We start from the raw sequence: 12,341 nt of genomic DNA on the forward strand, positions 1-12,341 counted from the left end.
AACCGTATGTGGGATGGTGGACAGAGTAGGGGCAGGAAAGGAGCCGCGTTTCAGGCCAGCCAGATGGCCCCGGAGGCGCGTATCCAGACCCGGACCAGTTCTTCCGCCTCTCTTCTTCATCCCAGCGACATGAGCGTCACCAAGGTCACTCCTTCGAAAACGGTTGATACCGTGGTTCGGACGGCGGCTCCTGAAGGGCGGCTGGAGGGGATGAGTGTGACGATGGCCCCCGCACCGCCGCCGAAAAAGACGGTGAAGGCGCACATCGCCTCCAAATTTCAGGGGGTGCGACGTCTTTTCAGCGGCTTGGGCAAGCGGGCTGAGTCGGCGGAATTGTCCGCCGTAGGGCCGGGGCGGCACCCCGTGCCACTGCCTCGCATGCCTGATGGCACGGTCAATGTGGAGGCGATCTTTGATCAGACCACGCTCGTGAAGCGCCTCAAGCGCATCGCGGACGAGTTTGGCCAGGCCGAGGGCCAAGCCGTGAGATTCCTGGAGATGACCCAGCAGCTGCCCGAGGTGGACTCTGCGGTGGCGGCCCAGGTCTTTGTGGATGCGGTCCGGTCGGAATTTACCACCGGGCACTCCGAACACTGGCTGCATACGAGCAGTGATGTGCCCGATCTCGATGCGCGCCTGAGCGCCATCAAGGAAAAGGCGCAGCGGCCCAATGCGGATCCCCGCGAGTTGAAGGAGGAAATCAACGCGCTGGTGGATCCTCTGAAGGCAGTGCAGATCCAGCTCGTGACCTCCATCCTGCTGCCTGCGCTACAGGCAGAGTGCCGCTAAGCGGTGTCCAGAAGGCTCACGGCCCCGTGACTTCCTTGAGTTTCACGCCCTCAAACCGGTTTTTCTCAAGGGTCTGGCCCGGACTGTTCAGGACGATGCCGTTTTTGCCTGCCTGATCGATGTGGTTGTCCACGATCACGTTGGCTCCGGTGTCCTTGCCAATCTGAATGGCATTGCCCGTTGTGCTGGCAAAAAGGTTGTCGAGGATGCGGTTGCGCTCGTTAAGGCCGGGCTGGCGACACCAGCGCCAGAGATTGAGGCCCGTGCCGCAGGAGCGGATGTCGTTTCCGGAGATCTGGCATTCGGTGGCATCATTGAGCTCGATCCCGGTGAGGCTGCGGGCAATGTGATTGTGCCGGGCGATGGAGCCGACGGTGAAATGGTCGAAATCGATCGCCTCATCGTTGGTGTCCATGATGGTGCAGCGCTCCACGGTGCTGGCTTCGACTGCATAAAAGGCGACGCCGCGCCCAAAGCAGTTCTGAATGATGCAACGGGAGATGGTGACGCCTTTGACCAGAGACGCCGGGCCTTTCTCGTAGTCATACATGCCCGTGGCGAAGATGCCACAAAGCTGTGCATGGCCTCGGACGGGAGGATCTGCCGCCGTGCGCCCGCCGTCGATCGTGAGGTTTTCAATGAGGATCTGCTCGCTGGCACCCCGGATCTCAATGAGATTGGGGGCATCGGCATGTCGGAGCTGGGTGCCTGCGGGAACGGGGTGCTTGAGTGGTGCCGCGAGTTCCAATCGGTCCGCCGCGACGCTCTTGATGACGGCCAGATGGTGGGGCTTGGGTTTCTTCGTGAAGCTGTCGAGATCGCCGGGGGACTCAATGTGCAACTGCATGCCGGGGCGCAGGTTTTGGGACTTCCTGACGGGCAGTTCACTGGCCCCTGCCGGAGTGTCCATGCCGGTCTCGGCAAAGGCGATGGGGGCGAGTTTCAGGATGGTGCGCTCCCGATCCAGTCCGGTGAGTTTGATCTTTTTGGCATCTTTGAGCACGAGGCCTTTTTCAATGACATAGGTGCCGGGAGGAATGACCACACTGCCCCCGCCAGCCTGGATGGCCTCATTGATGAACTGCTGAATGGCGGCTTCCGATTGGGCATGAAGGACGGACGCGGAGCCGAGCAGGAGCGCCAGCAGGACACGGGAACGAGAGAGGAAAGGCATGAGGCTGATAGTGTTCTCGATCCGGGCGACAGGGAATTGTGAAATTATTGCCACTCACCCGGTATGGAGCAATGCCGGACAATCTTTCACGATTGGGGCATGGATTCCACGCCAACACCGTCCCCCCTCATAGGGACTTCATCCCGTCGCCAATTCATGCAGTATCTCGGCGCGGGTGCCGTGTGCGCCGCTGCCAACCGGATCACGCCCAACTGGCTGACAGCCCAGCCCGTGCAGCCGCAGTCCTCGCAGGCAACGCCGATCTTTGACGACTTCTCATTCCAGGAAGTGGGCAAGACGCTGGAGGACGCCGTGACGTTGCCACCCGGGTACAAGTACGAAGTCATCTTGAAACACGGCGACAAGATTCATCCGAACGGTCTGCAGTTTGGTGACCAGGCAGACTATCTCGCCTTCCACTTGGAGAACGATGAGGCTGGCTGGTTGTGGATCAATCACGAGAACAGCTTCTTCTTGAAAGGGAAGGAACTGCTGAGCGATGTGGGCGGCTCCTGCATCCGCCTGCGCAAGGATGCGGGTTCAGGGAAATGGCGTCCCGACCTCACATCCCAGGACAACCTGCGCGTGAACGGGCTGGATACGAAAATCAAGCTGCTGGGACCCGCAGCAGGGACCAAGGCGATGAATGGGGCCAACGAGGTGATCGGCAGCGTGGGGAACTGCGGCGGAGCAGTGTCCCCCTGGGGCACCTTCTTCAGCGGGGAGGAGAATTTCTTCCACTTCTGGGGCGATTTCGACAATCCCAAGTCCATGGACTCGCCGCTGCATGGGCTGCCAGATGACCTGCAGCGCAATCCCCGTCACTACGGATGGATGGTGGAGGTGGATCCGCAGACCAAAGAGGTCTTCAAGCACACGGCCCTGGGCCGCTTTGGGCATGAGAACATCGCTTTTGGTTTTACCAAGGATGGCCGACTGGTGGGCTACATGGGCGATGACCGCAACGCGATGGGTTTCTACAAGTTTATCTCCCGTGAGAAGTATGATGCGGCCGCCGGGAAGGGGAATCGCCGCCTGCTCTCTGACGGCACGCTCTATGTGGCAGACACAGTGAACGGTCGCTGGATCCCGCTGGACCCGGAACAAACGCCGGTGCTGAAGGAAAAGGGTTTCGATCTGGCCGAGATCTGCGTGCGCACTCGTGTGGCGGTGGAGTTTGCCGGTGGCACCCCGCTGGCTCGTCCTGAGGATGTGGAGATTCATCCAGAGACGGGTGAGATCTATGTGTGCCTCACGGCCTATGACAACGGCACCGACAATGTCGGCGCGATCATGGTGGTGCGCGAGAAGGAAGGAGACCACGGCGCGCTGGCGTTTGAGCACCAGGTGTTCGTTCTCGGTGGCAAGGAGGCTGGCCTGGCCTGGCCGGACAATATTGGCTTTGGGCCTGACAATGCCCTGATGGTGACGACGGACTACGAAGTGGTGGAGCCCCCGGCGAACTCGCCGCATGAGTGGTTCGGCAACAACAACCTCCTCATCGTGCCGACCAAAGGTGAGCATCGTGGTCAGGTGCGGCGCTTCATGAGCGGGCCGCTCGGAGCAGAGCTATGCTCGCCCACGCTTTCACCCTGCCGCACGGAGCTGTGGGTGAACGTGCAACACCCGGGGGATGGTGGCAAAGGCAACTGGCCAGACGGCGGCACGGCCCAGCCCCGCAGTGCGATGATCGCAATCAGCCGGGCCTGAGAAACAGAGAAAGGCTCGAAACCGGAAAATTTGTCTGGAGCCTAGACAAATTTTCCGGTGGGGTGCGTCGTAGCGGGGAAATCGAGATCCCTCCGCTGCGACCGCCATGAAAGACGAAGAACTGGAACGCCTCTACGATGCGCATGCATCCGGTCTGTTCCGCTACTTTGCCGCGATCGTGAAGTGCGAAGCGGACGCCCGGGATCTCTTGCAAGAGCTCTTCATCAAGCTTGCGCGCGAGAAGGCGGTGCTGGCTGAGTGTGAAAAGGCCTGGATCTATCGCATGGGGCACAATCTGGCGGTGGACTGGCTGCGGAGGAGGAAGACGCGGGCGGACTATGAACTGCGGTCTGCTGACGAGGTGGGAGCGATGTTCAGTTTGACGGAGGATCCGGACGCAAAGGTGCTGGCCAGCCAGCTGGAACAGGCCCTGGCATCCCTGCCGGAAGATCAGCGCACGGTCACGGAGCTGAAGCTGTGGCAGGGGATGACGTTCGAGGAAATAGCGGAGACCCAGCGCATCCCGGCGAACACGGCGGCAAGCCGCTACCGCTATGCGCTGGACAAGCTCCGCAGCCTGTTGCGGCCGTTGTACCAGGAGCTGAAGCAGGAAACCTGAAACCCTTTCTGAGTGATGAACCACGACGATGACTTTGAACAAGAGCTGCGTGACCGCCTGATGGCGGCACGAGGGCAGGGGGATGATCCCACGCCAGCCTGGAGGCAGGAGATCCTGGCGCGGGCGTCAGAGTCGCGCGATCGCACCACGGCGCGTGTGGGTCCTCGCTGGCTGCTGGTGACTCTGGGAGCGGCCTGGTGCGTGATTTTTGTCCTCAAGCTGACCACGCCGCAGACACGTGATGAGGTGGCACCATCGATGGCCGCAACGCTGAACCAACCGGGTGATGCCGATGGAGAGGCCTCCCGGGGAAAGCTGCCTCTCACCGCACTGGATGCCCTCCTGGCGATCAATTCACAAAATCAAGCTGTCGAAGTTCCATGAAAGTACCTGCTTTTATCCACTCCTGCTGGCGTCGCCGGTGGTTCCGTGCCCTGACCTGGCTGGCGGCCTCCCTGGTCACTCTGCTGGTCCTGATCTACCAGTGCTACAACTGGGCTGGAGCCCGCTCCTGGGCGAAGGTGCGGGCCGAAGTGGCGGCGACGGGAGAGTCGCTGGAGTATCGTGCCGTGGTACCCGACCCCGTGCCTGATGAAAGGAATTTCGGCGCGCTCCCGGTCTTTAAGAACCTGACGCTCGGGAACCGCGTCGCGGGTGCAGCAGAGGCGGAAGCCGTGCGCCAGGCTCTGCGCGTGCTCACCCTGCCGGACGCGGAAGGGCCGCCCCGGCCCAAGCTGGGAAACGGCCTGACTATGGGGCAGAAGACGGATCTGGCCGCGTGGCTGGCGTGGTTGAAGAACGCGAAAGTGAAGGAGCCGGTCAATCTGGAGGAGTCTGGAGACCCCGCCCGGGACATCCTGAAGTGGATGGCTGCGCATGACGCCATGGTTCAGGAAATATCAAAAGGGCTGGACCGTCCTGAGGCGCAGTGGACCCCTGCCTGGAAGACACGCGATTTCCCTGCCATGATGTACTCCCTGGAAGTGCCCCACTATGATGTGTTGAACAAGATGGGGACCTGGTTTGCCCTGAGGGCGGTGGCTGCGGCGCAGGTGGGCGATGCAAAGGTGGCTCATGAATCGCTTTTGATTCTGACCCGGCTGGCGGAGGCCACCCAGCACGATCCCATATTGATTGGCACCCTGGTGAGCATTGCTCAGGCGACCATGCTGGCGCAGGCCCTCTGGGAGGTGTGTGAGGCCCGGGTGGGGACGGTGGAAGACTTCCAGCGTCTGGGGCGTGCGTTGGGCAAGTTGAGGCCGTCTGAGTCGCTCTTGGTGGGGGAACGTGCGGAGATGACCATGGCGGTGACCTCCGTGCAATCGTTGAAGGGTCAGGAGGATGAAGAAATCATGATCGCCCTGCTGGGGCACTCGCAGGGGAAGGACATGGCTCCGGCGGTCCGGCTCATTCCGGACGGCTGGTTCGACGCCAACCTGGCCAACCTGATCACGCTGCACATCAAATATTTCATCCAACCCCTTCGCGACGAGGGGCTGGCCAGCTGCATCGACCGGCAGCCGGAACTGGAAGCCCTGCTCACGGATGCCCGGGCCAACTACTTGTGGAACCCCAACACCATCCTGGCGCAACTGGCTCTGCCAGCCCTGCGGGGCGTCATCATCCGGACTGCTTATGTAGAGACTCTGGTGATGCAGATGAAGGCGGCTTGCGCCCTGGAATCGCACTTCCTGCAGAGTCAGAGTTATCCCACGAACCTGGAGGAACTGAAGGCTGAAGGTTACGTGGTCCCCCTGGACCCTCTGAACCGCCAGCCTCTCCGCTACCAGAAGCTGGAGAATGGGCAGTACCGGCTCTGGACCGCGGGTGTCGACCGGAAGGACGACGAAGGGAAGCGTGTGCTGGATGCGAAGAATCCAGAGTCCACCAAGTACTCGGATGAGAAGTATCAGGGGGACTGGGTGTGGGAGAGGGGTGGCAAGTGAACTCGGCTGGGTGAGTCTCCGTGTCAAAAAAGGGTGCAGTGCAGGGTTTTCTCCGTCGCGAAGGCGGGGTATAAGGCAGGGAATCCCCGCCGCCATGACCCTGTTGAAAGCCCTCAAGAGATTCTTCCGCCCTCTCTGGTTCCGCATTGTGTTGGGGCTTGCCTTTGTCTGTGGGCTGTTAGTGATCGGAACCTATTGTTTGTTGAACTGGAAAGGCCGACAGATGCTGCTCCACGCCGAGCAGCAGATTGCCAAGGAAGGCGAGACGCTGGATTTCAAGTCCCTGCTGCCCGATCCTCCGGCAGACAGTGAGAACTTGGGCGGCTTGCCCATCTTCAAGAACATCACGTTGCCCGGTGAGGAGGGGGACGCGGTGCGGGAACGGTTGGCCCCCTTAACTGTTCCCGCTCCGGCCGAAGGCACGTTTGACAAAAGGCCCCCGACCAACCTTTGGGCACAGCAGAGCAAGCCTGTGGACCTTTCAAGCCACGCTGACTGGCTCAGAAGGGAGGGCAGCCTTACCATGCCTGCTGATTCAGGCAATGCGGCCAGCGACATCTTCACCGCCCTGTCCGTTCAAGACCCATTGGTTCAGGAAATTATGTCAGGCGTGGACCGGCCACTTGCCATTTGGGTTCCCTCGTTGAAAACCCGTCAGCTGCCGGATCTGATGTTTGCCCTGGAGGTGCCTCATTACAAGCATATCCAGGCGATGAGCAACTATCTTGCACTCAGGTCTGTCTCAGCACTTCAGGCGGGGCATGCGCGCGCCGCGCATGATGCCATCTTGCTGCAATTGCGCTTCGCTCAGGCCACAGAAAAAGAAGGGTTGGTCATCGGAGCGCTGGTTGCGGTAACGCAGACATCCATCGTGGCGCAACCCATGTGGGAAATCTGCCGGGCCCGAATGGGAACTGCGGCCGACTTCCAGCGGCTTCGTCGTGAGCTTGACCGGTTGAGCCCTCGCACAGCTCTTTTGCAAGCATTTCGAGGAGAATTGGCAACCAGTGTAAGCAGCATCTGCTGGATAAGGGATGATCCCCAGAAGAGGGCGTTGGGCGAGGTGGCGGCCGGTGAATCGAGAGAGTGGTGGAAAGATGCGCTGGTCAAAGTGGCCCCGACTGGAGCCTATGATGCCAACACAGCCATGGTGGCAATGATCTACCTTGATCACTTCATCAAGCCGCTGCGGGATGAGGGTTTCACAACGATGGAAATGCACCAGGAAGAAGTGAATGCCCTGATGACAAAATCCAAGTCCAGCCTACTGCTGTATCCCGAACTTTTTGCGAGCCGGGTGATTTTTCCCATCATGGAAAAGATCGTCCAGCGCACGGCCTACGTTGAAGGCGTGGTTCAAATGATGCGGGCTGCCTGCTCGTTGGAGGCGTTTTACCTGGTTCATGGAAGGTACCCAGTGACGTTGGCGGAGCTCACGGATGAGCATGGAAGACCTGTGCCGGCTGCGGTGGATCCGATGACAAATGGCGATGTCCGGTATCAGCGTACTGATGATGGCAGATACCGACTTTGGATGACCGGGGCAGACAAAGAGGATGATGGAGGCAATCGAGTGCTTGATTCCAAGAATCCTGAGATGACCAAGCTGCCTGGGCCTGGCTACGAAGGAGACTGGGTGTGGGGCTACCTGGAGGTAAAGGAGTCAAAGTTTGGGCAGAGGGAGCCTGCGAAAGCTTCGACTGAGCAATCTAAAGATTGAACTACAAACAACTTCCGGGATCCGGGAATAACGAGCGCACGAAAAAGCCCAGGGTGGCACATGAGGCCGGACCCTGGGCTTGAGAGAGAGGTTCAGGAGTAAACGAACTTACTTCTGGGTGTGGACGTAGGCGCCCTTCTTGTTGCCGACCACGACGTCGGGTTTGCCGTCGCCGTTCACGTCGGCCACCACGAACTGGGTGCCCACGCCGGAGTCGCCGTCAATGAAGTGAGGCTCCCAGGTGACCTTGCCGCCGTCGCGTTTGAGCTCGAACCACCAGAGCACGGCGGGGGCATTTGGCTCGGGGTCGCCCTTGGCACCGTGGGCCCAGAAGCGCTTGCCGGTGACGATGTCCTTCACGCCGTCGCCATTCATGTCCACCAGCTCGATGGCGTGAAGCTGGGAGAAGATGAGGCCGGTGGTGCCAGCTTCGGCAGGCGTGCCCACGATGAGGTGCTGCTTGAAGGTGCCATCGGCATTCTGCTCGAACCAGGCGAGACCGTACTCATGGGCCGAGAGGCTGCTGATCACGTCATTGCGACCGTCGCCGTTCACATCGTACACGTACATCTGCGCTCCGCCTTTGGTGGCGAAGGTGGCGTCGTGTTTCTTCCAGGCGGGTTTGCCTTCCAGCGAGGCGGGTTGTTCCCACCAGCCACTGCCTTCCAGGAGGTCCACTTTTCCATCGCCGTTCACATCACCGTAGCCAATGCCGTGGGTGTACTTCTGCCAGGCCATGCGGGGCGTGACGCCGTACCAGGACCAGGTTTGGGTGGGGGCCTTGGCATCGTAGGTGGCGAATCCGAGGTGGCCGTTGCTCATGCACAGGAGGTCGGGGCGACCGTCGCCATTGATGTCCGTGAGGAGGGGGCTTTCGTTGTCGGTGGGGGTCCATACCACATGTTTGGCCCACTCACCCTGGCCGCCCTTCGGGTTCTCGAACCAGAAGGTCTCCTTGCCGGGGAAGCTGACCACCACGTAGTCGGCCCAGCCGTCGTTGTTCACGTCGTGGGCAAAGGACTGGAAGTTGTTGCTGTAACCATTCTCCTGGGTCTTTGCACCCTTGAACCCTTCCAACTCCGTCTCGGAGCCGTCGGCGGCTTTCACCTTAAACCGGTCGGCATCGGAATAGATCTTGGACTTGGTTTTGAACTCGGGACCTGCGTACCAGTAGGGCCCGTAGAGGACGTCGGCTTTGCCGTCCTTGTTGACATCAGCCACGGCCACACCTTCTGCCCAGAAGACATCGGTGAGCTGCTGCTTGGCCCACTTGCCGGTGGCGGCGGGCGGTGGGGTGGACTGACCCAGGGCCGAGGCGGCAGCCAGGGAGAGAGTGAAGAGGGAAGCGAGATATGGTTTCATGACGAGAGAGAAAGTGGCGCGAAGCGCATCAAAACGGATGGGCAAAGCCCGGACAAGACAAACTTGGCGACAATGGGAGTTCTTGCGGGGGGAGGAGTTTTCCGTTTCAAGTTTTCACTTTTGAGCGGCGGGTTCATCGGCCTCAGCGAGGAAAGCCTGACGGTTGGCGATGATTCGTGGATCGTTCATGAGGGCTTGGGTGAGCGTGGCGGGCAGCGGGGTGGGAAGAATGAGGTCCAGCCCGAGGTGCAACACGAGAACGTTGGGCACCGCGTGAGGATTAAGCTGTAGCAACCTGTCGATCGCAGCCTTGATCAGAGGAAGGCTTTCAAATCCGGCTTCCCAGAGCTCTTGGACGATGAGAGTGAGGGCGACGGCGGTGCTGCGGGAGCGGCCGGCCCAGCAGTGGATGAGAACGGGCACCTGCCGCAGCGGCTTGACCGCGCGGAGAATGCTCTCCAAGTGAGCAGCTCTGGGGCCGAGTCCATGCTGACCTTGCGGCGTGAGCACGTCTTCGAAGGTGGCGACATGGACACTGAGGGCGTTGGCGAGATCGGGCGCGGGATTGCCTGGCTCGCGAATGCTGATCACATGCCAGCGCCCCGGTTGTTGCTGCAGGAGATTCTCAGCACGCGTCTGGCTTGCGACTGCCAGTTCGCGAAGTTTTGGGGGCGGAAGCATCATGACCCCTCACCGTGGGCGGGTGGGCGCGCCCGGCAAAGTTTTTTCGAAGACATGAATTTCCTGCTTGTCGATCGATTACACTTGTGATCGAATTGAGATTACGCGTGTAATCCAATCTCCAAATTTCGTTTTCAGCGCATGCCCGCCGCCAAGCCCACTCCCCGAAGTGCCGAGGAAATTGAAACGGTCCCTCCGATCTCTGATGCGGAGTGGGTGGTGATGACGGAGTTCTGGAGATTAGGGGAGGCGACCGCCAAGGACGTGGTGCAGGCTCTGGAAGGGCGGCAGGCGTGGAAGCCGAAGACGGTGCAGTCCTTGATCAACCGGCTGGTGCAAAAGGGGGCTCTGGGCTTCCGCCAGCAGGGGCGGGAGTATGTTTACCTGCCCCGGGTGGAGGAGGACCGGTGCGTGCATGAGGCCAGCCGGACCTTTGTGGATCGTGTGTTTGGCGGGAAGCTGGCTCCCTTGTTGGCTTGTTTTCTGGAGCGGCAGGAGTGCACGCCCGCGGAGCTGGAGGAGATGCGAAAGCTCCTGGAACTGCAACAGAAGCAACTGAGCCAATCCGCACCGGAGCACCAGCCATGAACGCAGATCTCTTTCTCACGACGCTGGAAAAGGCAGGGGCCTGGGCGGGGCATACTTCTCTGGTGATGTTGCCGGCGCTGGCCTTGCTGGTCGTGTTGGGCTGGTGGGGGAGATTTCCGGCCCGCGTGCGGTTGCTGTTGGGGGCTCTCTTCCTGGTGCGCCTGTTGCTGCCCGCCGTGCCGTCGCTGCCCAGTCATCCGCTTGGCTGGCTGGAGCGTTCGCGAGTGTTGTCTGTGAGTCAGGAGGCGGTGCGGCAGGAAACTCCAGGGGAGTTCGTGAAGGCGGGCATTGAGAGTCAGCTTGTTTCCTCGATGCAACAACCCGTGGAGCAGGGTGCGGCGAGCACATGGCCGGCTGCAACCACGATCTTGACGGGTCTATGGGCGGCCGGTGTGGTGGGAGTGGCTGGCTGGGCTGCTGCTTCGCATGTCATGCTGTGGCGCATGGTGCGCCAGCGTGGCAGGGCTGCTGGATCCGAATTGGAGCCCATGCTGGCATGGGCAGCGCACCGGTTGGGGGGCGCACGCCGTCCGGCGCTTCTTGAGGTGCCTGGGCTGCCCACGGTAGCCCTCTGGGGCTGGGTTCGACCCTGCATCCTGGTGCCCTCAAAGCTTGCAGGAAACTACACCGAGGATGAGATCCGGGGCATGTTCCTGCATGAACTGGCCCACGTGAAGCGGCAGGATGTGCTGTGGGGCTGGGCGGGGCTGGCGGTGGCGGCGCTGCACTGGTGCAACCCGCTGGTGTGGCTGATGCTGCGGCGCTTGCGGGCAGACCGCGAACTGGAATGCGACCGTGTGGCGCTGGAGGCGATGGACGGGGAGCAGCGGGTGTCCTATGGCATGGCTCTGCTCAAGACGCTGGAGAATCACCTCGGCACGGTGCGCCTGCCTGCGACCGCCGGAGCGGCGCTCATGCCTTTTGGCAAAAGACAACCTGAGATCCAAAAACGCATCCTTATGATTGCTTCTCCGCTTCCTTCCCCGTGGTGGCATCGCGCCGCCCTTGCCCTGGTGCCCATGCTGACGCTGGTGACCTTCACCACGGCCCAGGCCGATGGCGAAGCCCCGAAGGAACCGGCTGCCAAAGAGGATGGGGCTCCGCGAGAAGGCGGAGTCAAAGAAGGGGATAAAGGAAACAAAGAAGCCGTCCGTGACGGCGAGGGTGTCAAAAAAGGACCCCGTGACGGCGAGGGCGTGAAGAAGGGACCGAGAGACGGTGACGGCGGCAAGCAGGGACTACGCGATGGTGATGGTGTGAAAAAGGGGCCGCGTGATGGCGAAGGCGGCAAGCAAGGGGTGCGCGACGGTGAAGGCAAGAAGGCGGGGGCCCGTGACGGTGAAATGAAAAAGGCCGGACTGAAGGATGGTGACCAACCTCGCAAAGAGGGCGATCGCGATGGAAAAGCGGGTGCGGCCGAGGGCAAGCGGGGTGCTGCTGATGGTGAGGCCGCTGTGCGTGGCAAGGTTGCCAGGAAAGACCGGATCGATCTTCTGGTGGGCGTGCTGGCGGACGGTTCCTTCACGGCCAACGGTCAGGACGTGACGGAGGAGGTCCTGCTGGCAAAGCTGAAGCAGCAGGCCGCCAACGGGCGAGACCAAGTGGTGAAGCTACAGGCCACGCCGGAGACGGCCTACAAGCATGTGACGCGGGCGCTGGAACTGTGTCAGCAGGCCAACGTGGTGAACGTGGGCATACTGCAGGCCCGGGCTGATGTCGGCAACGGCGATGGCAAGGGTTCAAGGTAATCGT

The 12,341-nt window shown here is 61.1% G+C and carries 11 protein-coding genes; 8 read left to right on the forward strand and 3 right to left on the reverse strand.

Annotated elements, in window-relative coordinates:
- Nucleotides 1–129 precede the first annotated feature (129 nt).
- Nucleotides 130–789: a hypothetical protein gene (locus BV034_RS02040; protein ID WP_265592525.1), complete on the forward strand. Its 660-nt coding sequence runs from the start codon at nt 130–132 to the stop codon at nt 787–789.
- Nucleotides 790–805: 16 nt separating this feature from the next.
- Here BV034_RS02040 and BV034_RS02045 read toward each other — a convergent pair whose 3' ends face one another.
- Nucleotides 806–1,963: a right-handed parallel beta-helix repeat-containing protein gene (locus BV034_RS02045; protein WP_050023619.1), complete on the reverse strand. Its 1,158-nt coding sequence runs from the start codon at nt 1,961–1,963 to the stop codon at nt 806–808.
- A 156-nt stretch (nt 1,964–2,119) separates the two neighbouring features.
- On the opposite strand from BV034_RS02045, the gene BV034_RS02050 reads away from it, so the two are divergent.
- The 5 genes from BV034_RS02050 (at nt 2,120) to BV034_RS02070 (ending at nt 7,958) form a co-directional block, all read left to right on the forward strand.
- Nucleotides 2,120–3,673, forward strand: a complete 1,554-nt coding sequence (locus BV034_RS02050; RefSeq protein WP_050023620.1) for an alkaline phosphatase PhoX — start codon at nt 2,120–2,122, stop codon at nt 3,671–3,673.
- Nucleotides 3,674–3,779: 106 nt separating this feature from the next.
- Nucleotides 3,780–4,292 (forward strand): sigma-70 family RNA polymerase sigma factor, encoded by a 513-nt coding sequence (locus BV034_RS02055; RefSeq protein ID WP_050023622.1) that lies wholly within the window; start codon nt 3,780–3,782, stop codon nt 4,290–4,292.
- A 15-nt stretch (nt 4,293–4,307) separates the two neighbouring features.
- The gene (locus BV034_RS02060) at nt 4,308–4,676 is read left to right on the forward strand and encodes a hypothetical protein (RefSeq protein WP_050023624.1); all 369 of its coding nucleotides are present in this window, start codon (nt 4,308–4,310) and stop codon (nt 4,674–4,676) included.
- Nucleotides 4,673–6,238: a hypothetical protein gene (locus BV034_RS02065; RefSeq protein WP_050023626.1), complete on the forward strand. Its 1,566-nt coding sequence runs from the start codon at nt 4,673–4,675 to the stop codon at nt 6,236–6,238. The genes BV034_RS02060 and BV034_RS02065 overlap by 4 nt, the downstream gene beginning before the upstream one ends.
- A 94-nt stretch (nt 6,239–6,332) precedes the next feature.
- A complete protein-coding gene (locus BV034_RS02070; RefSeq protein WP_050023628.1) occupies nt 6,333–7,958 on the forward strand; it encodes a hypothetical protein in 1,626 nt (541 codons plus the stop codon).
- 108 nt (nt 7,959–8,066) lie between these two features.
- On the opposite strand, the gene BV034_RS02075 is transcribed toward BV034_RS02070, so the two are convergent.
- Both BV034_RS02075 and BV034_RS02080 read right to left on the reverse strand, forming a co-directional pair.
- Entirely contained in the window at nt 8,067–9,320 is a 1,254-nt protein-coding gene (locus BV034_RS02075) for an FG-GAP-like repeat-containing protein (RefSeq protein WP_050023667.1), read from the reverse strand.
- Nucleotides 9,321–9,434: 114 nt separating this feature from the next.
- Nucleotides 9,435–10,004, reverse strand: a complete 570-nt coding sequence (locus BV034_RS02080) for a hypothetical protein (RefSeq protein ID WP_050023630.1) — start codon at nt 10,002–10,004, stop codon at nt 9,435–9,437.
- Nucleotides 10,005–10,142: 138 nt separating this feature from the next.
- Here BV034_RS02080 and BV034_RS02085 point away from each other — a divergent pair, with 138 nt between their 5' ends.
- Both BV034_RS02085 and BV034_RS02090 read left to right on the forward strand, forming a co-directional pair.
- Complete coding sequence (locus BV034_RS02085) at nt 10,143–10,589, forward strand: BlaI/MecI/CopY family transcriptional regulator (RefSeq protein WP_050023635.1); 447 nt, start codon at nt 10,143–10,145, stop codon at nt 10,587–10,589.
- Nucleotides 10,586–12,337: a M56 family metallopeptidase gene (locus tag BV034_RS02090; RefSeq protein WP_050023637.1), complete on the forward strand. Its 1,752-nt coding sequence runs from the start codon at nt 10,586–10,588 to the stop codon at nt 12,335–12,337. The genes BV034_RS02085 and BV034_RS02090 overlap by 4 nt, the downstream gene beginning before the upstream one ends.
- The last annotated feature ends 4 nt before the right edge of the window (nt 12,338–12,341 follow it).

The organism is Verrucomicrobium sp. BvORR034, assembly GCF_000739635.1.
Lineage (GTDB): Bacteria > Verrucomicrobiota > Verrucomicrobiia > Verrucomicrobiales > Verrucomicrobiaceae > Verrucomicrobium.

Excerpts from the sequence above, each read along its gene's own strand:
- BV034_RS02055 (WP_050023622.1), top strand. The coding sequence starts at position 3,780 with ATGAAAGACGAAGAACTGGAACGCCTCTACGATGCGCATGCATCCGGT.
- BV034_RS02085 (WP_050023635.1), top strand. The coding sequence starts at position 10,143 with ATGCCCGCCGCCAAGCCCACTCCCCGAAGTGCCGAGGAAATTGAAACG.
- BV034_RS02045 (WP_050023619.1), bottom strand. The coding sequence starts at position 1,963 with ATGCCTTTCCTCTCTCGTTCCCGTGTCCTGCTGGCGCTCCTGCTCGGC.
- BV034_RS02075 (WP_050023667.1), bottom strand. The coding sequence starts at position 9,320 with ATGAAACCATATCTCGCTTCCCTCTTCACTCTCTCCCTGGCTGCCGCC.
- BV034_RS02050 (WP_050023620.1), top strand. The coding sequence starts at position 2,120 with ATGCAGTATCTCGGCGCGGGTGCCGTGTGCGCCGCTGCCAACCGGATC.
- BV034_RS02065 (WP_050023626.1), top strand. The coding sequence starts at position 4,673 with ATGAAAGTACCTGCTTTTATCCACTCCTGCTGGCGTCGCCGGTGGTTC.
- BV034_RS02040 (WP_265592525.1), top strand. The coding sequence starts at position 130 with ATGAGCGTCACCAAGGTCACTCCTTCGAAAACGGTTGATACCGTGGTT.
- BV034_RS02080 (WP_050023630.1), bottom strand. The coding sequence starts at position 10,004 with ATGATGCTTCCGCCCCCAAAACTTCGCGAACTGGCAGTCGCAAGCCAG.
- BV034_RS02060 (WP_050023624.1), top strand. The coding sequence starts at position 4,308 with ATGAACCACGACGATGACTTTGAACAAGAGCTGCGTGACCGCCTGATG.
- BV034_RS02090 (WP_050023637.1), top strand. The coding sequence starts at position 10,586 with ATGAACGCAGATCTCTTTCTCACGACGCTGGAAAAGGCAGGGGCCTGG.
- BV034_RS02070 (WP_050023628.1), top strand. The coding sequence starts at position 6,333 with ATGACCCTGTTGAAAGCCCTCAAGAGATTCTTCCGCCCTCTCTGGTTC.